This is a genomic window from Afipia sp. MLSD5-FHT05B12, from assembly GCF_058793355.1.
This window is the reverse complement of the sequence record NZ_JBXAFS010000003.1, coordinates 433310-454702: the sequence shown is the minus strand read 5'-3', so window position 1 is coordinate 454702 and position 21393 is coordinate 433310. Positions and strand designations below refer to the sequence as shown.

Annotated in this window: 21 protein-coding genes; 12 read left to right on the top strand and 9 right to left on the bottom strand. The window is 62.2% G+C overall.

The genetic code is table 11. The annotated features are described in order from the left end of the window. Positions 1 to 17 precede the first annotated feature (17 nt). A complete protein-coding gene (locus tag AC1Q6J_RS07010) occupies positions 18 to 1079 on the bottom strand; it encodes a lysylphosphatidylglycerol synthase transmembrane domain-containing protein (protein ID WP_492278589.1) in 1062 nt (353 codons plus the stop codon). Between the two features lie 389 nt (positions 1080 to 1468). Continuing rightward, positions 1469 to 1903: a hypothetical protein gene (locus AC1Q6J_RS07005; RefSeq protein WP_492278588.1), complete on the bottom strand. Its 435-nt coding sequence runs from the start codon at positions 1901 to 1903 to the stop codon at positions 1469 to 1471. Positions 1904 to 2008: 105 nt separating this feature from the next. Here AC1Q6J_RS07005 and AC1Q6J_RS07000 point away from each other — a divergent pair, with 105 nt between their 5' ends. Then, positions 2009 to 2632, top strand: coding sequence for a hypothetical protein (locus AC1Q6J_RS07000; protein ID WP_492278587.1), 624 nt, complete (start codon positions 2009 to 2011; stop codon positions 2630 to 2632). A gap of 158 nt (positions 2633 to 2790) precedes the next feature. Here AC1Q6J_RS07000 and AC1Q6J_RS06995 read toward each other — a convergent pair whose 3' ends face one another. Together AC1Q6J_RS06995 and AC1Q6J_RS06990 are read right to left on the bottom strand one after the other, a co-directional pair. Then, complete coding sequence (locus AC1Q6J_RS06995) at positions 2791 to 3216, bottom strand: universal stress protein (protein WP_006021453.1); 426 nt, start codon at positions 3214 to 3216, stop codon at positions 2791 to 2793. A gap of 140 nt (positions 3217 to 3356) precedes the next feature. Next, entirely contained in the window at positions 3357 to 3890 is a 534-nt protein-coding gene (locus AC1Q6J_RS06990) for a SixA phosphatase family protein (RefSeq protein WP_492278586.1), read from the bottom strand. 172 nt (positions 3891 to 4062) lie between these two features. Between AC1Q6J_RS06990 and AC1Q6J_RS06985 the strand changes: the two genes are divergently transcribed. The 5 genes from AC1Q6J_RS06985 to AC1Q6J_RS06965 all read left to right on the top strand — a co-directional run bounded on the left by AC1Q6J_RS06985 (position 4063) and on the right by AC1Q6J_RS06965 (position 11638). Beyond that, positions 4063 to 5472 (top strand): NAD(P)/FAD-dependent oxidoreductase, encoded by a 1410-nt coding sequence (locus AC1Q6J_RS06985; protein WP_492278585.1) that lies wholly within the window; start codon positions 4063 to 4065, stop codon positions 5470 to 5472. Between the two features lie 182 nt (positions 5473 to 5654). Next, positions 5655 to 6167, top strand: coding sequence for a peptide-methionine (R)-S-oxide reductase MsrB (msrB, locus tag AC1Q6J_RS06980; protein ID WP_492278614.1), 513 nt, complete (start codon positions 5655 to 5657; stop codon positions 6165 to 6167). A gap of 185 nt (positions 6168 to 6352) precedes the next feature. Then, positions 6353 to 8176 (top strand): flagellar hook protein FlgE, encoded by a 1824-nt coding sequence (locus tag AC1Q6J_RS06975; RefSeq protein ID WP_492278584.1) that lies wholly within the window; start codon positions 6353 to 6355, stop codon positions 8174 to 8176. A gap of 47 nt (positions 8177 to 8223) precedes the next feature. After that, a complete protein-coding gene (gene flgK / locus AC1Q6J_RS06970) occupies positions 8224 to 10119 on the top strand; it encodes a flagellar hook-associated protein FlgK (RefSeq protein ID WP_492278583.1) in 1896 nt (631 codons plus the stop codon). 7 nt (positions 10120 to 10126) lie between these two features. Continuing rightward, complete coding sequence (locus AC1Q6J_RS06965; RefSeq protein ID WP_492278582.1) at positions 10127 to 11638, top strand: flagellar biosynthesis protein FlgL; 1512 nt, start codon at positions 10127 to 10129, stop codon at positions 11636 to 11638. 121 nt (positions 11639 to 11759) lie between these two features. Here AC1Q6J_RS06965 and flbT (AC1Q6J_RS06960) read toward each other — a convergent pair whose 3' ends face one another. Continuing rightward, positions 11760 to 12182 carry a flagellar biosynthesis repressor FlbT gene (flbT, locus tag AC1Q6J_RS06960; RefSeq protein ID WP_492278581.1) on the bottom strand — a complete coding sequence of 141 codons (423 nt, stop codon included), beginning with the start codon at positions 12180 to 12182 and terminating at the stop codon, positions 11760 to 11762. A gap of 308 nt (positions 12183 to 12490) precedes the next feature. Here flbT (AC1Q6J_RS06960) and AC1Q6J_RS06955 point away from each other — a divergent pair, with 308 nt between their 5' ends. The 5 genes from AC1Q6J_RS06955 (at position 12491) to AC1Q6J_RS06935 (ending at position 17948) form a co-directional block, all read left to right on the top strand. Next, the gene (locus AC1Q6J_RS06955) at positions 12491 to 14485 is read left to right on the top strand and encodes a flagellin N-terminal helical domain-containing protein (RefSeq protein WP_492278580.1); all 1995 of its coding nucleotides are present in this window, start codon (positions 12491 to 12493) and stop codon (positions 14483 to 14485) included. Positions 14486 to 14717: 232 nt separating this feature from the next. Continuing rightward, complete coding sequence (locus AC1Q6J_RS06950; RefSeq protein WP_492278579.1) at positions 14718 to 16700, top strand: flagellin N-terminal helical domain-containing protein; 1983 nt, start codon at positions 14718 to 14720, stop codon at positions 16698 to 16700. Between the two features lie 114 nt (positions 16701 to 16814). Beyond that, positions 16815 to 17195 (top strand): flagellar biosynthesis repressor FlbT, encoded by a 381-nt coding sequence (gene flbT, locus AC1Q6J_RS06945; protein ID WP_492278578.1) that lies wholly within the window; start codon positions 16815 to 16817, stop codon positions 17193 to 17195. Positions 17196 to 17198: 3 nt separating this feature from the next. Further along, positions 17199 to 17567 (top strand): flagellar biosynthesis regulator FlaF, encoded by a 369-nt coding sequence (flaF, locus tag AC1Q6J_RS06940; protein WP_492278577.1) that lies wholly within the window; start codon positions 17199 to 17201, stop codon positions 17565 to 17567. 15 nt (positions 17568 to 17582) lie between these two features. Beyond that, positions 17583 to 17948, top strand: coding sequence for a hypothetical protein (locus tag AC1Q6J_RS06935; RefSeq protein WP_492278576.1), 366 nt, complete (start codon positions 17583 to 17585; stop codon positions 17946 to 17948). 9 nt (positions 17949 to 17957) lie between these two features. Here the strand turns inward: AC1Q6J_RS06935 and AC1Q6J_RS06930 are convergent, their stop codons facing one another. From AC1Q6J_RS06930 to AC1Q6J_RS06915, 4 genes are all read right to left on the bottom strand, one after another. Continuing rightward, on the bottom strand, positions 17958 to 18320 hold the full coding sequence (locus AC1Q6J_RS06930; RefSeq protein WP_492278575.1) for a hypothetical protein: 363 nt from the start codon (positions 18318 to 18320) through the stop codon (positions 17958 to 17960). Positions 18321 to 18475: 155 nt separating this feature from the next. Next, positions 18476 to 18967, bottom strand: a complete 492-nt coding sequence (locus tag AC1Q6J_RS06925; protein WP_492278574.1) for a hypothetical protein — start codon at positions 18965 to 18967, stop codon at positions 18476 to 18478. Positions 18968 to 18987: 20 nt separating this feature from the next. Beyond that, on the bottom strand, positions 18988 to 19329 hold the full coding sequence (gene flgJ, locus AC1Q6J_RS06920) for a flagellar assembly peptidoglycan hydrolase FlgJ (protein ID WP_492278573.1): 342 nt from the start codon (positions 19327 to 19329) through the stop codon (positions 18988 to 18990). Beyond that, complete coding sequence (locus AC1Q6J_RS06915) at positions 19329 to 20438, bottom strand: flagellar basal body P-ring protein FlgI (protein WP_492278572.1); 1110 nt, start codon at positions 20436 to 20438, stop codon at positions 19329 to 19331. The genes flgJ and AC1Q6J_RS06915 overlap by 1 nt, the downstream gene beginning before the upstream one ends. A 308-nt stretch (positions 20439 to 20746) precedes the next feature. Between AC1Q6J_RS06915 and AC1Q6J_RS06910 the strand changes: the two genes are divergently transcribed. Then, the gene (locus AC1Q6J_RS06910; RefSeq protein ID WP_492278571.1) at positions 20747 to 21154 is read left to right on the top strand and encodes a flagellar assembly protein FliX; all 408 of its coding nucleotides are present in this window, start codon (positions 20747 to 20749) and stop codon (positions 21152 to 21154) included. Positions 21155 to 21393 lie beyond the last annotated feature (239 nt).

Here is a 21393-nt window from a genome sequence, read left to right as displayed (position 1 = left end):
CATCTTTGTGCGCAGGATTACTCCGCAGCCTGCTTGGGTTTCTGCTGCTGTTGTGACGACTGCGCGACCGCGGGTGCAGGCCGGAGTTTCCGGCTCTGCTGCCACGGCAAGATGACGCTGAGCCACAATTCCCGGATGCCGAGGATCGTGATCGAGGTGGCGAACGGGATCAGGAAGTAGAGAATACGGAAGACGAGCAGCGACGCGAGCAGTTGCTCCTTGCCGAGCATCGGCAGACCGATCAGCATCGCCGCGTCGAACACGCCGAGACTGCCGGGCGCGTGGCTGGCGAAGCCGAGCAGCGTGGCGAGAATGAAGACGACGGAGAGCGTCACGAAATCGAGGTCGGGGCTCGACGGCGCCAGCAGATACATCGCAAGCGCGCAGAAGCCGAGATCGACGACGCCGATCAGGATTTGCAGCACGGTGAGCGGCGCGGATGGCAGGTGAACCTTCCAGCCGTCCTTGCCGAGCTTGCGGCGGCCCTGGCCGGTCGCGATCCACGTCAGATAGGCCGCGATTCCCGCGAGCAATCCAACGCCGATCAACTGGTTGATGCTTTCCGGCAGCAGATCGATCGAAGATGCGGCAGCCGGGTGCCAGATCATCCCGATGCCAAGTACGAAGGTGTTGCCGAGCCAGAATGTCAGGCCGGAGATGAAGCAGATCTTCGCGACATCGATCGCGGTCAGTCCCCAGTCCGAATAGATGCGGAAGCGGATCGCGCCGCCGGTGAACACCGTCGCGCCGATGTTGTGGCCGATGGTGTAGCTGGTGAAGCTCGACAGCGCGGCGATGCGATAGGGAACGTGCATCTTGCCGATCGTGCGCAGCGCGAACAGGTCATAGAATGTCAGGGTGAAGAACGCACCGAGCACGCACAGCGCGGCCATGGCGATCTGGCCATGCGTCTTTTCTTCAAGGGCTGTCAGAACGATCGCCGTGTCCACGCCCTTGAGGGTGCGGAACAGATGCATGATCGCAATGGAAACAATGACAAGACTGGCGGCGATCCCCAGCCGTTTCCAGCCAATTCGTTCCCTGAAGACACGCCCGAGCGTGTTCAACAACTGTTGCATTCGTCCTCCCGGCAGGGCGCGTAACCTATAGAAGCCGATTGAGGCGACAGTGAGCAAGCGGCTGCGGTGGTACTCATACGCGAAATTCCACGCTTGGAAAATAGCTCGTTGTGCGGCGCAAAGTGCGGTTAATGCTGGAAAATCGCGAGTTTGGAGGGTGTCATCCGCGCTTCATATTACGTCCGGGGCGTTGTCTTGCTGCATATGGGGAATGGGGCTGCTGTTGCAAAGGGCGAGACAGCCGCTCCATTCCGTCGGCGGCGATGATGTTCAGAACATCTTCCCGATGAAATCGATGCGAGCTGACGATCGCAGCGGTTCAACCGTTGACGATGAATGAGGCAAAAAGCCGCGCCGGCGAAAGCTGGTGCGGCTTTTCATGCCGGCGATCAGGACCGCCGAAGTGCGAACTTTGCGCCGCAGAACGCCATCACCGCGCCAAGCCCGAGGGCGGCGAGACCTGCGAGTACACCCGACAGTGTCGGAATCGGGCTCGGTGCGGCCGCGGCCTGGCCCGCCGCCGCCAGCATGATGACGCCGACCGCGACCAGAAACTGCCGCAGGCGAAGCGAGATCTGACCCGACACTGCGCTCTGCATCAGCGACGCGGCGATGAATCCTGCCAGAAACGCCACCGCCGCGATCAGCCACCATGCCAGCGCCGCGCGCGCGGGAATCAGCTCCGGCACGTCCGTCCGCCACAGGTCGCCGAGATTGAGATCGAAACGCTGGATGATGATGTGGATGCCGAGCGCGAGCAGCACGCCGAACAGGATCGATGCGGCGAGAACGATAGGTTGCGAGAAATAGGCAGGCTTGGCCATCAGGGTGTTTCGTCCGGGCGCGGCGGGCTGCTATGACTTGTAGAATAGCGGCTGGCCGTCCCGCAAGGTGACCGGCACCGGATCGCGGCCGATTGAAGGATTTTCATGCTCTCGCAATTGTTCAGTGCCGCGTCGCGTTCCGGGATGAAGGGGCCGGAGGCGGCAGGCGACGGCACCCAATACATCTTCAAGCCGTCACTGGTTGGAGGTGCTTCGCAATTCGACCTCACCGACGAGGGGCTGTCATGGCAGGCGAGGGGAAAGCACGGCGTCTGGCCGCTGGAGAAGATCGCGGCGATCCGCCTGTCGTATCGTCCGGTGTCGATGCAGTCACGGCGTTTCCGTGCCGATATCGAGGACACGCGCGGCGAGCGCGTGACGCTCTACTCAACGACGTGGCACACGGTCGCTCTGATGTCACCGCAGGACAATGGCTATCGCGCGTTCATCGTGGAATTGCATCGCCGCCTTGCCGCGATCGGCAGCAAGGCTGTGCTGGTGATCGGCATCAATCCGGCGATCTACACGGCGGGATTGGCCGTGCTTGGACTTGTCGGTGTCGCAATGCTCGGACTGCTGATCCGCGCGCTGATCACAGGCGAGTTTGCGGGCGCGCTGTTTCTGATCGGATTCGCTGCGCTGTTCGGCTGGCAGATCGGCGGATTCCTGCGGCGTAACAAGCCGCGCGGCTATGCATTCGATGCTCTGCCGGATGATGTCCTGCCGTAAATCAAGAGGTCAGCTCGGCCGGGCGTCGTTGGCCGGCCCGGCCAAACCTTACCGCCCGATGATGGGGATCACCCTCCGGCGGCGGCGGACCATAGTCCATGATGAAGCTGGAGAGAAGTCAGCCGGACGGAGAAAACCGTTTTGTGATGAGTTGGCCACTAATGCCGCACCACGAGTACTGAGCATTTTGCATAGCGGACGACATGCCCCGCATTCGAGCCGAGAAAATAACTCTGCATTGATGGCCGGTGCGATGTCATGACAATCAGGTCGGCGCCGATGTCGGCGGCTTCCTCGAGTACCTCGTGATAAATTCCGCCCTGCCGCACCGTGACCGAGATGCGCTTGCTGTCGATTCCGGATTCGCGCGCCACGATCGCCAGCGCTTCCTCGGATGACTGCCGCTGCTGAATCTCGAAATCGGGCGGGACATATTCCGCCAGCATCACCGGCGTGATGGGCATCACGTTGACCAGCCGCACCAGTCCGCCGGAGGATTTCGACAGCGAGGCCGCCGTCTCGATGGCCGGTTTTGCAAGGTCGGTGTCGGCAAGGTCGATGGGGACGAGGATGGATTGAAACATCGGTCTCTCCGGTCGCAACAGATTCTGCTTTGACGCGTTTTCTTCACGCGAACCGGCATCCACTTCGCTTGAAAACGCTCTAGCCGGCTTACGATGAATTCGTTGGCGGCAAGATGCAAGGCCGCTTCGCTGAAGCGCAGTTACGCGTCGTCGGACCACTCGCGCAGCAGCTTCGGGCTGGCGAAGCGCTCGAGCCGTCCGGTGCGAAACCCGACCTTGTCCCAGTGGTCGATCTTGAAATCGATCACGGCGACACCCGCCGTCGGCAGGTTGCTTGCGAGTGCGTGACGGCCTGCGGGATCGCCGCTGGCGACAAGGCCGAGCGCCAGTTCATGCAGTCCGGGGTTGTGGGCGAGGATCAGAAGGCATTGCGGGTCCGCGTCCGCGGCACTGTGAATGATCCTCAGCAATTCGGATGGATCGGCGCCATACAATTCCGGCAATTGCTTCGCTTTCACGGACGGCATCGCAGCGCGAAGCAACTCCCAGCTTTCCTGAGTGCGTGTTGCGGTCGATATCAGCACGAGGTCGGGCCGATAGTCATGAAGGGCGAGCCACCGGCCCATCTCCGCGCCGTCGTGCTGGCCGCGGTCGTCGAGGCGGCGATCCTGATCCTTGCCCGAAGGGGCGTCCCGCTCGGTCTTGGCGTGGCGGAGCAGGATCAGACGGCGCATTATCGCGATCTCGTTCGGTGGGCGGGGTTCGCAAATGATGCGAACTTCGGTTGCGGGATACTAGGGCACGGCGCGGAATAGTGTACAAGCTTACGTCCGATATTGTGACGGACGGGGACACCGTTACACCCAGAAAATACCGCGTTCGACAGGCGATCTTGGAACAGCGACCATGGACAACCCTTCGGTGAACTCATCGGCGGACCTGCCCGCCCACCCGCGGCTGACGTTTGACCTGGATGTCGATATCTGCGTGATCGGGGGAGGGCTCGCCGGCCTGACCATGGCGCTGGAAGCGGCACGGATGGGCGCAAGCGTCGCGCTTCTTGAAGGCCGTGAGATCGGGTGGAATGCATCCGGCCATAATCTCGGCACCGTCATGCCTGGCTACGGCATCGCGGTGTCCGATTTGATCGAACGCGTCGGCTTCGAGGATGCGCGCGAGCTATGGTCGCTGGCGCAGGAGGGCGCCGACTATGTCCGCGCCACGGTGACCGGCAATGTCTTGCCGGGCGTGACGCTGACGGAGGGCGCGCTTGAAGTCTCCAGGGTCGATGCCGGCGATGAGCTGATCAGCCGCTTGCAGACGCTCGGAGAAGATTTCGGCACCGAGATCGAAGGCTGGCAGATCGACCGCGTGCGCGAGACGCTGAAAACCGATCGCTACTTCCATGCGATTCATTTTCCGAAAGCGTTCCAGATCGACGGTCGGCGGTACATCCACGGCCTCGCGGCGCTGGCGGAAGACGCGGGTGTGCGGATTTTCGAGGATACGCCCGTGGTCAGTCTCGACCCCGCGGGCGTTCGTAAGCGCGTCTTCACGCCGTCCGCGAAATTGCGTTGCTCTCATGTTGTGCTCGCGGGCAACGCGCATCTCGGCGCACCCGGCCGCCGTCTCACCGCGACACTGCTGCCGACCTGGCGATACGCTGTGCTGACCGAGCCGCTCGGCGAGCGGCTTGCCGATGCGATCACCTTTCAGGGATCGGTGACCGACGCGCACAACATCGATCATTTCCGCATTGTCGAGGGCGACCGCCTGTTGTGGTCGAGCCCGGAAACGACATGGCAGGGCGATCCGCAGCGTTATGCGAAGCGCATCCAGAATCGCATCGCGGCGATGTTCCCGAAGCTCAAACCGGTCTCGATCGCAGAGGCCTGGAGCGGGATGTTCGGACAGACCGTCCACGGCATGCCGCAGATCGGTGAACTGCAATCGGGCCTTTGGGTTCTGAGCGGCTTCGGCCGTCAGGGACTGAATACGACGGCGATGGCCGGTCGGCTTCTCGCGCGCAGCATTCTGCAGGGCGACGATCGCTGGCGGCTGTTCTCGCCGTTCGAACTGGTCTGGGCCGGCGGGTCGGCCGGACGCGTGGCGGGGCAGGTGTTCAACATCTGGTCGCGCGGCTACTCGGACGCGGCCGGTGCATTGTCGCGGTATCGCGAGCGCGCCCGCGGCCGCGAGCAGGCGCGGGAGCGTACTCGGGAGGCGCGAGTGGCGGCCGCCAGGGCGCAGACCAATGCCGCGCGGCAGCGTGCGTCGGCTGCGATGCAGCGTCACGACGATCGCCGTGAAACCTAGTTTTGCGGATAACGCGCGCGAAATAACGTGCTGAGGGCGGGGTTATTGGAACATACGGGCTGAAGCTGCGCCGGCCTCGCGGGAAAGTGAGCCTGCTGCCGGGGCGTTGCTGTAACTTTCCGCGAAATGGACCGTAGATCGTGATGGACAGCCTGTTTCCCGACCTGCACGGAGCTTTGACCATGATCGACCGCCGCATCCTGCTTGCATCCGCGATGAGTCTCGCCGCTTTTTCGGCCTTCCGTTGGCTCGGTCTGGGTAGCGCCAGCGCGGGCGAAAAATCCACGGGTAAATTCGAGATCGAGAAGACGCCGGAGGAATGGCGCAAGCAACTGACCGCCGCGCAATATAATGTGCTGCGCGAAGCCGGCACCGAGCGCCCGTTCACCAGTCCGCTGAACAAGGAGAAGCGCAAGGGAACCTTCGCCTGCGCCGGCTGCGACCTGCCGTTGTTCTCCTCCGACACCAAGTATGACAGCGGCACCGGCTGGCCGAGCTTCTATCAGGCGCTGCCCAACGCAATCCTCGAGAAGTCCGATCGCAGTTACATGATGGTGCGCACCGAGACCCTGTGCCGGCGATGCGGCGGCCATCTCGGCCACGTCTTCGACGATGGTCCGAAGCCCACCGGCCTGCGCTATTGCATGAACGGGCTGGCGCTGACCTTCAAACCCGCGGACGGCTCATCGTCCTGATGTCGCGCGGCAAATCTTGCCCGCTAGGCAATTGTGCCCCGGTCTTCTGACCGGGGCATTTCTTTTAAGGCATTGATTTTACAGACTTTAAGTTGTTGGCACAGGGCTTGCGATCTCTTCTTCGAACACGGCCATGACTATGGACACACCGGCAGGCCGCCCGGATCGAAGTTGGAGATAATGTAATGGGTCTCTTTGGCGCACTCACCACGTCCGTCGCGGGTCTTCGTGCTCAATCCTACTCGCTGGAAAACATCTCCGGAAACATCGCGAACTCGCAGACGACAGCGTTCAAGCGCATCGATACGAGTTTCCTCGATCTGATTCCCGATACCGGCAACAACAACCAGCTCGCCGGCAGCGTGGCGACCGCATCGCGTGAAACCAACACCGTGCAGGGCGACGTCCAGAAGGCGGCGGTTTCGACCTACATGGCGATCAGCGGCGACGGATTCTTCGTGGTGCAGAAGCCGGGGAGCTTCACCGACAGCAACCCGGTCTTCAACGGTGTCAACAACTACACACGCCGGGGCGACTTCACGCTCGACAAGAACGGCTATCTCGTGAACGGCGCCGGCTACTATCTCGAAGGCATTCCGATCGATCCGACAACGGGCAACGTGAACGGCAGCAACCCGCAGGTTCTGAAGTTCGGCAGCGACTTCCTTCCGGCGCAGCCGACCTCCACCGTAACCTATCGCGCCAATCTGGCCTCGTATCCGATCACCACGAAGAGCGACAAGTCCGTTCCGGGGTCGGAACTGCTCAACGTCGGCGATTTCACCGTCAACCCGAGCACGGTCGGAACCCCGCCGCTGCCTTATCTCGACAACGCAACGAGCGGTGCCTCCGTCAACAGCGCGCTGACCACGGCAACCAAGATCAACGGTTCGACCGCGCTGTCGGGCCTGACAAACACCAACTCGCTCTCGGCGGGTTTTGCCATCGGCGACACCATCACCGTCAACGGCAACACCATCACATTCACCGATGCCTCGACGGCGATTCCACCCGGCGTGAATGATGCCACGAACATCCCGATCGACAGCACCATCGATCAGCTCCTCGACAAGATCGACGGATTGAGCGGCAACTCGGCGCTGTCCTCGACGGTCAACAATGGCTCGGTCGTGTTGCACACCGGCATCGCGAACAATCTCACCGTCAGTTCGAGTAACGCGACAGCGTTCGCAGCCATGGGCTTCTCCGGTCCCGTGAGCGTGAATCGTCTGGGCGGCGGTACCGCAGGCGCCGGAACCGTCATCGGCTCCGACTCTGCGACATTCATTTCGGAATCGATCGCGGGCGGCGCCACAACCGGCTACGACATTTCCGGCTCGCCTGTCAGCATCCAGTTCCGCTGGGCGAAGATGGATTCATCGACGCTCGGCCCAGGCCATACCGACAAGTGGAATCTGTTCTATCAGGTCGATCCGAATGCGACCGGCACCGCGACGGCCTGGCAGAACATCGGCACCGATTTCACGTTCAGCGCGAATGGCCAGCTCACGCCGGCGGTGGCATCCGTTACGCTCACCAGTCCGACGATCAGCGGCATCACGCTTAACAATATCACCGTGAATTTCGGCGTCAGCGGCCTGACCTCGTTCGCCGATGCCAACGGCAACGCGCAGGTCAATGACATTCACCAGGACGGCTTCCCGGCAGGTTCGTTGCAGACGGTCTCGATCGGCGATAACGGCCGTGTGGTTGGTAACTATTCCAACGGCCGCAACATCGATCTTGCGCAGATCACGCTGGCGACATTCAACGGTGCGAACTTCCTGAAGCGGCTCGATGGCGGCGCGTTCGAGGAGACCGACCAGTCCGGCAACGCGATTTTCGGAAAGGCCGGTACGATCACGGGCTCGGCGCTCGAAGGGTCCAACAGCGATATCGCGGACGAATTCACCAAGCTGATCGTCACGCAGCAGGCCTACTCGGCTAACACCAAGGTCATCACGACTGCGAACCAGATGGCGCAGGATCTGCTGAACGTGCTGCGATAATCGCGAGCATGGCGTCGCGTGATGCGACCTGAGATGGACAGTATGTCATGGGTCTGAGCCAAGCTCTTTCAACCGCGATGTCCGGCTTGCGGGCAAACCAGGCGGCGCTCGCGCTGGTTTCGTCCAACGTGGCGAACGCGGAGACGCCGGGCTACGTCCGCAAGACGACCAACCAGGTCCAGACGGTGGTCGGCACCGGCGCCGGCGTCGAGACCATCGGCGTCAACCGCGTCCTCGACGACTATATCCAGAGCCAGTTGCGGACGGAAACTTCCGGTGCCGCCTATGCCCGCACGCGGGCGAATTTCCTGAGCAACCTGCAAAGCGTCTACGGCGATCCGGATTCGTCCGCGACGATCGAAGCGGCATTCAATTCGCTCACGACGGCGCTTCAGTCGCTCTCGACGAGCCCCGACTCGCAATCGGCCCGCACCGGCGTGCTCAATGCGGCGCAGGCGCTGGCTCAGCAGTTGAATTCGACCTCGCAAGGCATCCAGGCTCTGCGCAACAGCGCCGAGACGGGGATAGCCAACTCGGTGTCGACGGCGAACAACGCGCTGACCCAGATCGCCGAGATCAACCGGCAACTACAGGGCTATGCCAACCAGGACGCCGCCACGGCGGCGCTGCTGGATCAGCGCGATCAGTTCATCACGCAGTTGTCGGGATTGATGGACGTGCGCGTCGTCAAGGGCGAAGGCAATCAGGTTTCCGTCTACACGACTTCGGGCGTGCAACTCGTCGGCGGCTCCGATGCCGCGCAGATGTCCTTCAATACCCAGGGCACGGTCACGCCGGATTCGCAGTGGAACGCCGATCCGTCGAAAAGCACGCTCGGCACGATCTCCATTTCCTATCCGAACGGCGGAAGCATCGATCTCGTCGCCAGCGGAGCAATCCGTTCCGGATCGATCGCGGCCTATCTTGAATTGCGCGACAGGACGCTGGTGCAGGCGCAGGACCAGGTCGACCAGCTCGCGGCCGCGATGGCGAGCGCGCTGTCCGACAAGACGACAGGCGGCGTCCAGTACCCGCCAGCCACGCCGGCTCCGCCGCCCGGCACGCCGGCGGGGTTCGATCTCGATCTGGCGGGTCTTCAGGCCGGGAACGCCGTTCACCTGACCTACACCGACAGCATCACCGGCGTTCAGCACAATGTTTCGATTATCCGCGTGGATGATCCGGGCGCGTTGCCGCTGAAGGATACGGCGACAATCGATCCGAACGACAGGGTGATCGGTGTCGATTTCTCCGGCGGTATGTCGTCGGTCGTGGCGCAGCTCAATGCCGCGCTGGGCGGGGCCAATATTCAGTTCTCGAATCCGGCGGGATCGACGCTCCGTGTGGTCGACGACGGCGCGGGCGGCTTGTCCGATGTCAACGCGGCATCGGTGACAACGACGGCGACATCGCTGACTGGCGGTGGTCCGCAAATCGCATTGTTCACCGACGGTGGACGACCTTATACGGGAGAGATCACTGCGTCCGGTTCTCAGCAAACCGGCCTCGCGGGACGCATCAGCGTCAATTCCGGATTGCTGGCGGATTCGTCGCGCCTGATCGTCTACAGCACGAGCCCCGCGACACCGGCCGGCGACACCACGCGCTCCGATTTCATCCTGTCGCAATTGACGACCGGCACCTACAGCTATTCCGCGACGACCGGCATCGGCTCGAGCTCCACGCCCTATAAGGGGACGCTGCTGAGTTTCACCCAGCAGTTCACGAACATGCAGGCCAACGCCGCGAGTTCGGCGCAGCAACTTTCCGACGGTCAGGACGTGGTGCTTAACACGTTGCAGAAGAAAATGGACGCGACCTCGGGCGTGGATATCGACACGGAAATGGCCAGCCTGCTGGCACTGCAAAACGCCTACTCGGCGAATGCACGCGTGATGTCCACGGTCAATTCGATGTTCCAGTCGTTGATGCAGGTACTGTGAGGGTCTCATGACAATCGATGGCGTTAGCGGCCGGACCTCGTATCTCGGCTCGTCGATTCTCAACCTTAAGAGCCAGCTCGATTCGCTGACGCAGCAACTTGCTTCGGGAAAGAAATCGACAACTTATGCCGGCCTCGGCATCGATTCGGGAACGGCAACGGGTCTGCGCGCGCAGATTTCGTCGATCGCGGGTTACACGAACACCGGCACCGTTCTGAATACGCGTATCAATGTCGCGAACCTGTCCCTGCAGGGCATCAGCAGCGCGAGCAGCCAGGTCAAGGCCGCGGCCGCGGGCGCAACGCTGAATCTGGATAGCAGCGGCAAAACAGCCGGGCAGAAAACCGCGATGGCGTCGTTCACCCAGGTGGTCGCGCTTCTGAACACCGAGGTTGGCGGACGTTACATGTTTTCCGGCCGCGCCACCGATACGCCGGCGACGGAATCGGCCGACGTCATTCTCAACGGCAGCGGCACACGCGCCGGGCTGAACCAGATTATCGACGAGCGCGGCCAGGCTGACGGCACCACGGGCCTCGGCCGGACGGTCATCACATCGCCGACGCCGACATCTGTGACGATCGGCGAAGATGTCGCGGGATCTCCGTTTGGCCTCAAGCTGAGCGCAATTACAACCACGTCGGCGACCGCGACCGTCACCGGTCCGGCGCCGCCGGCAGCGCCTCCCGGCGCGCCTTCGGAAATGTCGATCGATCTCGGCGCGACCAATCCGGCCGATGGCGACAAGGTCCGCTTCACATTCAGCCTGCCGGACGGCACCTCTGAGACCATCGAACTCACGGCGACGACAGCAACGCCGGTGCCCGCCGGCAGCTTTGCCATCGGCGCCGATTCAACGGCGACCGCCGCCAACCTCAACGCTGCGCTCAATACCGCGGTCGGCACCCTGGCGAACACAGCCCTGGTGGCGGCCTCCGCCATGGCCGCATCCGACAATTTCTTCAGTTCGTCGCCGCCGTTGCGTGTCGGCGGTTCTCCGCTCAGCACCGCGACGACGCTCGTGAACGGCACCGCCACCGACACCGTCTCCTGGTACACCGGCGAGGACGGTCCCGATCCGGCGCGCGGAACAGCCGTCGCCGGCATCGATCAATCGATCACGGTGCAGTATGGCGCGCGCGCCAACGAGTATGCATTCGTCGCGGCGCTGAAGAACATCGCCGTCTATGCCACGGTCTCGACCAATGCGAGCAATCCCAACGCGAACGGACAGCTCACCGCGTTGAACTCGCGGATCGTCGACAATCTGGCTGTGCATCCGGGCACGCAATCGATCCAGGATATTCAGGCGGATTTCGCCGGAGCGCAGGGCGCCATCGCCACAGCGAAAGACCGGCAGACACAGACGGGAGCAGTCGCCCAGTCGATGCTGGATTCGATCCAGGGCATCGACGACAACGAGGTCGCAACCAAGATCCTTGCCTTGCAGACCGCCTTGCAGGCGTCCTATCAGACGACCGCCTCGCTCTATCAGATGAGCCTGGTGAAATTCCTGTAGCGTCCTGAATCCGGAGTTCGTTTATCTCACGGCGCTTTCCAGGTGCCTCCGCTTCGTAACGATCCCGGAAAAGAAAAAGGCCTCCTTCTGGAGGCCTTTCGCCTGGTGGTCCGCGCGTGTGTCAGGCGGCGCTGCTGAGGCTGGCTTCGCGCGTTTCCTTGACGCTGTCGAGAAGCTGCTTTTCGTAAGCGATCAGTTTCTTCGATTCCTTCAACGCTCTATAATAGTCGCCGTTTAAGATGTGGTTATTGATCTCCTCAACCATGCCGGCCGAGCCCGGCGCAACGCTGAGGAAATCGCGCATCACGTCGAAATACACCGCATGGTGTTCCTGCGGATCGTGCGAGATGTACATGAGCTGGACCGCCAGATAGATGAGCTTGGCCGGTGTGTCGGCGGTGGCCGGCGTCAGGATGTCTTTTTCACGCAGCACGGGCAGCCGCTCTCCTTCGATGAGCAATTTGGCACGTTGATCGGTGTTCGTGATTACGCACGAACCGACGATAATTTTCTCGTTCGGCTTGAGTTCGACCTTGAGGGCCATGGCAGTCTCCCGTGCGGGCCGGTTTCAATTCGATCCGGCATATGGCGCGATCCTTTCGCGTTATGGTTAATGCGAGGTAAACGCTGCTGCGACCACGCCGCGATCGCGTTTAAGAAATAGTCCCGTCAAATCAACACATTTGCGATTTGCTGCGGTGCATCCGCAGCCGCCCCTTGCGTACAGTTGAGCAGAGCCGGTTCATACCTTTTTAGATTGTTGCTTCCAATGTCGGACGGCTCGCTGATCGAAGCTATCGGCGGCACGCTTGTACACGTTGCGTTTTGAGTCACACCAGAAAGGTACCTCACATGTCTTCTATCGTTCTCTCGGCATCGGTTCGCCAGAACCTGCTGTCGCTTCAGTCGACCGCTGATTTGCTCTCGACCACCCAGACCCGCCTTGCCACCGGCAAGAAGGTCAACACCGCTCTCGACAATCCGACCAACTTCTTTACTGCCGCCGGCCTTGACTCCCGCGCCAGCGACATCAACAACCTCCTCGATGGCATCGGCAACGGCGTGCAGGTTCTGCAGGCTGCCAACACCGGCATCACCTCGCTGCAGAAGCTGGTCGATACCGCGAAGTCGATCGCCAACCAGGCTCTCCAGACCACTGTCGGTTATTCCAGCAAGTCTTCGGTCACCACGACGGCGATTTCCGGCGCGACCGCTGACGATCTGCGCGGCACCCCGACGGCTGCTGTGGCTGCGACCGCTGGCGTTCTGACCGCTGGTGCGTTCTCGACCATCGACGTCTCGGGCGCGGGTTCGGCCGCCGTTGCTGCGACCGCAGCGACGACCTTCACCGGCTCGGGCTTCTCGGCGCTCGACCTCACCACGGGCTCCGTCAGCTTCACCCTGAATCGTGACGGCACCTCGCAGGCGATCACGCTCGACGCTGCCGCGGTTACCGCCTACACCGGCGGCGGCGGCACGCTGTCCGGTACGACTGCCGCGCTCACCGCGCAGGACGTTGCCGACCTTGTGAACGACCAGTTCGGCAGCACGGCGGTCACCGTCTCCGGCGGTCAGCTCCAGGTCGCCTCGGCGACGACGGGTGCGACTTCGGAAGTCACCATCTCCGGCTACACCAGCACGGCGGCGGGCGGCTCCACCGGTCTTGCCAACACCACCAGCACCGGTACAGCTGCTGTTGCTGCGGTTGCGGCTGCTTCGCAGACCTTCACTGTCGCGGTTGACGGCGGCTCCGCCCAGACCGTGACCCTGAGCGCTGCGAGCATCGCGACCTACAACACTGCTAACCCCTCCGCCACGGTGAACGCCGCAAGCCTCAGCGCAGCGAACGTTGCCAGCGTTATCAACAGCCAGATCACCGGTGCGACGGCTTCGGTTGTCGGCGGTGCGCTGACCTTCACCTCCAACTCGACCGGAACGACCTCCAACGTTGTGACCTCCGCTGTCACCTCGGCTGGTACCGCTTCCGGCTCGACCGGCGTGACCTCGGCGACCGGCACCGCTGGTGCGGCTGCTGTTCCGAGCACCTCGGCGCTCGGCGGTCTGACGCTGAACATCGCTGCGACTGGCGGCGGCACTGCCACCACCATCACCTTCGGTGACGGCACCGGCGGCACCGTGAAGACCCTGAACCAGTTGAACGCGGCTCTTGCGTCCAACAACCTCCAGGCGTCGATCAGCACCGACGGCAAGATCAGCATCACCACGTCGAATGACGCGGCTTCGTCCACGATCGGTGCGATCACCGGTACGGCCACTGGCGCCGGCAAGGCGTTCGTTGGTGCAACGGCCGGCGCTCCGGTTGTCGACGCGGTGGCTCAGGCCACCCGTTCGAACCTGGTGACGCAGTACAACAACATCATCCAGCAGATCACCACGACCTCGCAGGATGCTTCGTTCAACGGCGTTAACCTGCTGAACGGCGACCAGCTCAAGCTGACCTTCAACGAAACCGGCAAGTCCACCCTGAACATCACGGGCGTGAACTTCAGCCCGGCTGGTCTGGGTCTGTCCACGCTGACCGCCGGCACCGACTTCATCGACAACCTGGCCACCAACAAGGTCCTGTCGTCGCTGAACGATGCCTCCAGCACGCTGCGCTCGCAGGCTTCGGCTCTCGGTTCGAACCTGTCGATCGTGCAGATCCGTCAGGACTTCTCGAAGAGCCTGATCAACGTGCTGCAGACCGGCTCGTCGAACCTGACGCTGGCCGACACCAACGAGGAAGCGGCCAACAGCCAGGCGCTGTCGACCCGCCAGTCGATCGCGGTGTCCGCTCTGGCGCTGGCCAACCAGTCGCAGCAGAGCGTGCTTCAGCTGCTCCGCTAATCCCGGAAGCACTACAAGTTATTGGAACGGCGGGGGAAACCCCGCCGTTTTTATTTGCGCGGGTTTTCGGTGGCCGGGTAGGGGGCTGATACGCCTTTACCCTTTATTAACGGAAGAATTTAAGCGGCCTTTAACCATAATTTAAACGGTGCCTCCTAAGAATTAGACGGTCGTTATCCGAGCTGCATCTGCCGTTTAGCCGCCGGCTCGTTGTTTTCAGGAAGGTACTCATATGTCCGATATCGTTCTCTCGGCGTCAGTTCGCCAGAACCTGCTGTCGCTGCAGTCGACGGCCGACCTTCTCGCAACAACGCAGACCCGCCTTGCCACCGGCAAGAAGGTCAACACCGCTCTCGACAATCCGACCAACTTCTTCACCGCGGCGGGCCTCGATGCCCGCGCCAGCGACATCAACAACCTCCTCGACGGCATCGGCAACGGCGTGCAGGTCCTTCAGGCGGCCAACACCGGCATCACCTCGTTGCAGAAGCTGATCGACACCGCGAAGTCGATCGCCAACCAGGCGCTGCAAACGCAGGTCGGCTACACCAAGTCCGTTGTCACGACGGCGCCAAATGCCGGCGCGAACGGCGCGAACATTCTCGGGACATCGACGCCCGCGACCGCCGGAACCCTGAATGCCGGCGCCTTCACTCCGGTCAACGTGTCCGGCGCGGGTTCGGCCGCCATTCCGGCAACCGCAGCGACGACCTTCACCGGCTCGGGCTTCTCGGCGCTCGACCTCACCACGGGCTCCGTCAGCTTCACGCTGAATGTCGACGGCACCTCGACCAACGTCACCATCGACGCGGCTGCGGTCACGGCCTTCACCGGCGGTGGCGGTACTCTGACCGGCACTGCCGCTGCGCTGACCGCGCAGGACGTTGCCAAGATCATCGACTTCCAGGTCAACGCCTCCACCACGGGCCTTGCTCCTGTTGCCGTCTCCGGCGGTCAGCTCCAGATTGCTTCGGCGACCACGGGCGCGACGTCGCAGGTCACCATCTCCGGCTTCACCAGCACGGCGGCGGGCGGTTCGACCGGCCTCGCCAACACCACCAGCACCGGCACCGCCGCTGTTGCGGCAGTTCCTGCCGACTCGCTGGCTTTCACTGTAACCGTCGATGGCGGCGCGGCCGCGCCTGTCTCGATCAGCGCGGCATCGGTCGCGGCTTATAACACTGCCAACGGCACGACACTCAACGCCGCCAGCCTCAGCGCCGCTAACATCGCCTCGATCGTCAACTATCAGGTCGGCAGCAATGTCGCTTCGGTGACGGGCGGCAATCTCGTGTTCACCTCGGGCACGACAGGTGCAACCTCGAGCATCGCGACCAGCGCGGTTACGGCAGCGGGTTCCGCCACCAACACGACCGGTATCACAGCGAACAGCGGAACCGGCGCGGCAAGCAGTGGCGGCCTCAACGGCACCACACTGACGATCGCCTCGACCGGCGGCGGCACCGCGACCAACATCACCTTCGGCACCGGCGTCGGACAAGTCTCGACCATCAACCAGCTGAACGCCGCGCTGCTGCCGAACAACCTTCAGGCCAGCATCGCGACGAACGGCGCGATCACCATCACCACCGCGAATGACGCGGCGTCCTCGACGATTGGCGTGCTGGGCGGCACCTCGACCAATCCGGGCGGCGTGTTCGCCGGCCTGAGCATCGCGGCCCCGATCGTCGATCCGACCTCGCAGGCCACGCGCGCGAATCTGGTGTCGCAGTACAACAACATCATCAACCAGATCAAAACCACGTCGCAGGACGCTTCGTTCAACGGCGTCAACCTCCTCAACGGCGACCAGCTCAAGCTGATCTTCAACGAGACCGGCAAATCGACGCTGAACATCACCGGCATCAATCTTGATCCCGCCGGTCTGGGACTCGGCGCGCTGACCGCCGGCACCGATTTCATCGATAACGTCGCGACCAACAAGGTGCTCGACTCGCTCAACTACGCGAGCAGCTTCCTGCGCTCGCAGGCATCGACGCTCGGCTCGAACCTGTCGATCGTGCAGATCCGTCAGGACTTCTCGAAAAACCTGATCAATGTGCTGCAAACCGGCTCGACCAACCTGACCATCGCCGACACCAACGAGGAAGCGGCCAACAGCCAGGCGCTGTCGACCCGCCAGTCGATCGCGGTGTCCGCGCTGGCACTGGCCAACCAGTCGCAGCAGAGCGTGCTTCAGCTGCTCCGGACTTAAGAGACGGCTAAGGCCTGGAACAAGAAGGCGGCGAGGGGGCATCCTCGCCGCCTTTTTGTGCCGTAAACTGCTGCTACTGCTCGAGGTGAACAGCGCGCGCAAGGGAGACAGAATGTGGCCCTCAGAGTCGAACTCAAGCCATTTGAGCGCATCGTGATCGGCAAGAGCGTCATCACGAACTCGGAAACGCGTGCGACGTTTCTGATCGACGGCGAGGCGCCGATCCTGCGCGAGAAAGATATTCTGACGGCGGAGACGGCGAATACGCCGGTGAAGCGAATCTATCTTTGCGTTCAGCAGATGTATCTGGAAGATGACATTCCGAAGTATCAGGAGCTCTATCTCGGCTTCGTGAAAGAACTGCTGGAAGCCGTGCCGAGCTCTCGCAGTCACATAGAAGCCGCAAGTAATCTTATTTTAAGCGGTTATCTTTACAAAGCTCTAAGAGAAATCAGGAAACTGATAAGTCGCGAAGACGAACTCTTGTCGAGGTGATGGATGTCCAACGCTGCTGCCCAGGCTTACGCTCGTACTGCACAAACGACGGCATCTCCACGCGAGATCGAGGCACAGGCCTTGCTGAAAGCGGCGAACAAACTCCAGGATATCGTGAACAATCTCGGCCGCACCGACGACGATTTCGCCGCTGCGCTGTTGTTCAACCGCAAGCTCTGGGCGATTCTGCTCAGCGCCGTCACCAGCGATGACAGTCCGCAGCCCGTCGAAGTTCGTCAGAACATCGTCAATATCGGGACATTCGTCCTGACGCAGACCGCGGAGCTGCAACTCAATCCGCAGCGCGACAAGCTGAAGCCGCTGATCGATATCAACTGCAATCTTGCGGCGGGATTGTCGGGCCGCGCTTAAGGAGCGAGACGCGCCGTGGCTGACCTTCTCGGTATCATATCGGCGAACTACGTCGCGGTCGGTTCGAACGTCAATTATTCGAAGGGTCCCTATGTGGCCGTCGATGCCGCCAGTTACGAAGGCAACTGGACCGGCAAATACGCCAACAACGACGCGTTCAGCATTCAGGTCTCAAACGTCGTCGGCTTTCGCGCCAAGGTGCGCTATCAGAGCGGCTCGGCGGTGAAGTATCAGGACGTGCTGATCAGGGACAGCTCGTTCAGGGTGGGCGATTCGAAGTTCACGCTGACCAAGCAGGGCACGGCGCAGATCAAGACGGTGATGACCAATCCGGCCACCGGCACCCAGTCCATGGAAACGGCCTACGCCAAGCAGGGCTGATTTCGGCGGTTAAACTCTTAGATCGGTATTTCTGCGCATATTGTCTTCGCGGGCGATATCCATTGCCCGCAGATAGGCGCGCGCGCGCAGCCGCGCTTCATCCGGATACTGGCGGACGACAAGGCTCGTTCTGCTGTCGACGGTGCGATAGACGATCTCGGCCGCGGCGCGATCGATCACCACCTGCTTCGAAAGCCGGTCAGTCTCTGCCTGGGGATTGATACGCGCCTGAACGGAGGCGTCCGGCGCTGTAACGGCCTTGTCAGGCGGCAGCTGCGTCTGGACAGCCGTCCGCGCTGCGTCGGACGCAGGCTCGGCATATGTCGTAATAACCGATGCCCCCACCGGTTTGATGTTGAAATCCGCACTCATGGCAGCCTCTGGCTTCCCCTTGAGTCAAACCCCAACCCTCCAATGCCGATTATGAGTGGAACCGGATGAATCCGGTCCTTAAGTTGCTGCGAGGATTTGAATCAAATTGCCGCTTTTGGCGGTGCGCGGATCGCAGAATTCCTGTGGGAAGTGGTTTAAAGCGAACGGCTGACGGAGAGGGGTGTCACCTGGCGCGGCCCCGGCATCGCACGTTGTCCGCCGGCGGTGTAACCGTTCGGAAGATTTTTCCGCTGCATTTCGTTGTTGACGCCGCGCACAATGCCTTCGGAGACGGCGTGAGCCGTCGCAAGCACCGTGAGATTGACCTGTAACATCGCGCGGAAGGTGTCGTGGTGACGGTGCAGCGCGGTGAGCAGTTCGGGTGTCGATTGCCTGAGGTAGTCGCGGCTATGTGCGAGCCGGGAAATCGCATCGGTATACTGCCGCGACATCTCGCCCTTTTCGGTCTCCAGCGCCATTGCTTCGCGGATGTTGCCGGCGCGGACCAGTTCGGTCTCGCGCTCCACGATCCCGAGCAGCGTACTCATGATCTGCATCAGCCCCTCGGCCAGTTTGCGGGCCTCGGCCGGCGTCGCCGCCGGTGTGGAAGCCGAGGGTGCTTTGGCATTTTGCTGTTGGGGGGTCATGCGATGCCCTTCCGGTGGGTCTAGCTGGCGCGGCTGGCCTGCTGAAGGATGAGAGTGCGGTAGACGTCGTTGGAAATTCCGACGCCGCCGGCCTGCGCGAAAGATTTCGAATATTGCTCGGTCATCATCGAGCGCCAGATTCCGGTGCCCGGCGTGTTGCCGTAAGGCCCGTCGCCCTTGATGCCGTTCATCATCTGCGAAAACATCGAGTTGAGAAACACCGCCTCGAAATCCTGCGCCTGCCCTTTGGCTTTTGCCTGTGCCTGCGGTGAAACTTTCGTCAGCGCGTCTTGCAGCGTGAGATCGGGACGTCCGCCGGTGAAGGTGGTCGGAGCCCGCGTGGTTGTCGGGGTGATGCTCATTACATCACCTCGATGTCGGCCTGGATCGCGCCCGATGCCTTGATGGCTTGCAGGATGCCGATCAGGTCGCGCGGGCCGATGCCGAGGCCATTGAGGCCGTCGACCAGTTGTTGCAGCGAGACGCCGTCCTTCACGACGGCGAGTTTCTTGCCGTCCTCCTGGACACCGACGCGGGTATTCGGTGTGACCACGGTGCGTCCGCGCGAGAACGGCGCGGGCTGGCTGACCTGCGGGCTTTCCGAAATCGAGACGGTGAGATTGCCCTGTGCGACCGCGACAGTCGCGACACGCACGTCGCGGCCCATCACGATGATGCCGGAGCGTTCGTCGATGATGATCTTGGCGCCGAGGTCCGGCTCGACCTGCAACTGTTCGATCTCGGTCAGCAGTGCGACAACGTTGCCCTTGAACTCCGCCGGAATGCTGAGTTGCACGGTGGACGGATCGACCGGCTCGGCGGTCTTGGTGCCGAGGTAGTCGTTGACTGCGGCGGCGATGCGCTTGGCGGTGGTGAAGTCGCCGTTGCGCAGGGCGAGGCGGACGTTGGGAAGACGGTTCAGCGCGAATTCGATTTCGCGCTCGATGATCGCGCCGTTGGCGATGCGGCCCACGGTCGGCACGCCCTTGGTGATGCTGGCGGCGGCGCCTTCAGCCGAGAACCCGCCGATAGCGAGCGATCCTTGCGCGACTGCGTAAACATTGCCGTCGGCGCCGAGCAGGGGGGTGACCAGAAGCGTGCCGCCCATCAGGCTTTTGGCGTCGCCGAGCGCCGAGACGGTGACGTCCATGCGGGTGCCCTGGGTGCCGAACGCGGGAAGATTGCCCGTGACCATGACGGCCGCGACGTTGCCGGTGCGGATGGTGGAGCCGCGGATGTTGACGCCCATGCGCTCAAGCATCGCTTGCAGCGACTGCTTGGTGAAAGGGATGTTGTTGAGCGTGTCGCCGGTGCCGTTCAGGCCGACCACAAGGCCGTAACCGATCAACTGGTTCTGGCGCACGCCCTCGATGTTCGCGAGATCCTTGATCCGCGACGTCGCCTGGGCCGGTGCGCTGAAGGCGGACAGCAGGGCGATCGCCATGCAGGCAGCCTGAAAAATCCGAAACATCCCCTGCTCCCCGCTGAGGTCTTTGCGGACCGTCCCCGTGCTCCCCACGAGGTTAGTCCGCAGTTAACTATGCGAGGGCCATGCCAGAGCGCGATGCTCCGTAAGCTGCTGTTTCAGTTGATGAATTATCGAAGGCGTCAGGCAAGTATCATCCGCCAGAAGCGCCGAACTTGCCGTATCCGGCATAAATTGCCGGGTTGTTTACTTCCCGTTAACCATAAGTGGCCACTTTGGGGCATGGGGTTCCGCGGACCGGGTTTAAGAGCAGAGCTGATGGTCCCGACCTGTTGTCTTGCGAGATAGGCACGATGCGAATCTATGGACCGAATGGAGCCAATCTGGCATCGCCCACGGCAAACGCGCGGCGCTCAAGCTCGACAGCCTTTTCCCTCGGCGACATCGGCACAACAGCGGAAACCCGCCCGGCGGCAGCGCCGCGCGCCACCAGCGGCATCGATGCCTTGCTGGCGATGCAGGGTGTTGAAGACTCCACGGAGCGCCGCCGCCGATCGGTGGCGCGGGGCCGGACCGCACTCGATGTCCTCGACGATCTAAAGATCGGCCTGCTGGCGGGATCGTTCGATTCGGCCACAGTCGCCCGCCTGCGCACTGCAGCAACAGACCTGAAGGCCAGCTCCGGCGACCCCGGACTGGACCAGGTGCTGTCCGAAATCGAGCTGCGGGTGGAAGTCGAACTCGCCAAGGCGGGGCAGTAAGGCCAGCCGGCGGACGATCCTTCGCAGCCGGAATTCCAGCCATTTTCAAACTCCGGGTGGGTGCGGTTCCCTGTGGAAGGTCCCATTTGGGAGCCTTATTCGGGTGCTTTCCGGCCCATCCGCGATATTGTCTGTCACAAGGCGTCGCTATATAAGCTGCCGCGCGGACAGGCATTTTCCGTCCGCCTTGCACGTCGACATGGACCGCACTTGGAAAAGTTGAAGAACTACAGGCCCTC

Bases quoted from the DNA above. Each gene is read 5' to 3' on its own strand.
- flgJ (WP_492278573.1), bottom strand. From the start codon at position 19,329: ATGAGCATCACCCCGACAACCACGCGGGCTCCGACCACCTTCACCGGC.
- flaF (WP_492278577.1), top strand. From the start codon at position 17,199: ATGTCCAACGCTGCTGCCCAGGCTTACGCTCGTACTGCACAAACGACG.
- AC1Q6J_RS06995 (WP_006021453.1), bottom strand. From the start codon at position 3,216: ATGTTTCAATCCATCCTCGTCCCCATCGACCTTGCCGACACCGACCTT.
- AC1Q6J_RS06965 (WP_492278582.1), top strand. From the start codon at position 10,127: ATGACAATCGATGGCGTTAGCGGCCGGACCTCGTATCTCGGCTCGTCG.
- AC1Q6J_RS06930 (WP_492278575.1), bottom strand. From the start codon at position 18,320: ATGAGTGCGGATTTCAACATCAAACCGGTGGGGGCATCGGTTATTACG.
- AC1Q6J_RS06925 (WP_492278574.1), bottom strand. From the start codon at position 18,967: ATGACCCCCCAACAGCAAAATGCCAAAGCACCCTCGGCTTCCACACCG.
- AC1Q6J_RS06975 (WP_492278584.1), top strand. From the start codon at position 6,353: ATGGGTCTCTTTGGCGCACTCACCACGTCCGTCGCGGGTCTTCGTGCT.
- AC1Q6J_RS07000 (WP_492278587.1), top strand. From the start codon at position 2,009: ATGCTCTCGCAATTGTTCAGTGCCGCGTCGCGTTCCGGGATGAAGGGG.
- flgK (WP_492278583.1), top strand. From the start codon at position 8,224: ATGGGTCTGAGCCAAGCTCTTTCAACCGCGATGTCCGGCTTGCGGGCA.
- flbT (WP_492278581.1), bottom strand. From the start codon at position 12,182: ATGGCCCTCAAGGTCGAACTCAAGCCGAACGAGAAAATTATCGTCGGT.
- AC1Q6J_RS06990 (WP_492278586.1), bottom strand. From the start codon at position 3,890: ATGCGCCGTCTGATCCTGCTCCGCCACGCCAAGACCGAGCGGGACGCC.
- AC1Q6J_RS06915 (WP_492278572.1), bottom strand. From the start codon at position 20,438: ATGTTTCGGATTTTTCAGGCTGCCTGCATGGCGATCGCCCTGCTGTCC.
- AC1Q6J_RS07010 (WP_492278589.1), bottom strand. From the start codon at position 1,079: ATGCAACAGTTGTTGAACACGCTCGGGCGTGTCTTCAGGGAACGAATT.
- AC1Q6J_RS06985 (WP_492278585.1), top strand. From the start codon at position 4,063: ATGGACAACCCTTCGGTGAACTCATCGGCGGACCTGCCCGCCCACCCG.
- AC1Q6J_RS06910 (WP_492278571.1), top strand. From the start codon at position 20,747: ATGCGAATCTATGGACCGAATGGAGCCAATCTGGCATCGCCCACGGCA.
- msrB (WP_492278614.1), top strand. From the start codon at position 5,655: ATGATCGACCGCCGCATCCTGCTTGCATCCGCGATGAGTCTCGCCGCT.
- AC1Q6J_RS06950 (WP_492278579.1), top strand. From the start codon at position 14,718: ATGTCCGATATCGTTCTCTCGGCGTCAGTTCGCCAGAACCTGCTGTCG.
- AC1Q6J_RS07005 (WP_492278588.1), bottom strand. From the start codon at position 1,903: ATGGCCAAGCCTGCCTATTTCTCGCAACCTATCGTTCTCGCCGCATCG.
- AC1Q6J_RS06955 (WP_492278580.1), top strand. From the start codon at position 12,491: ATGTCTTCTATCGTTCTCTCGGCATCGGTTCGCCAGAACCTGCTGTCG.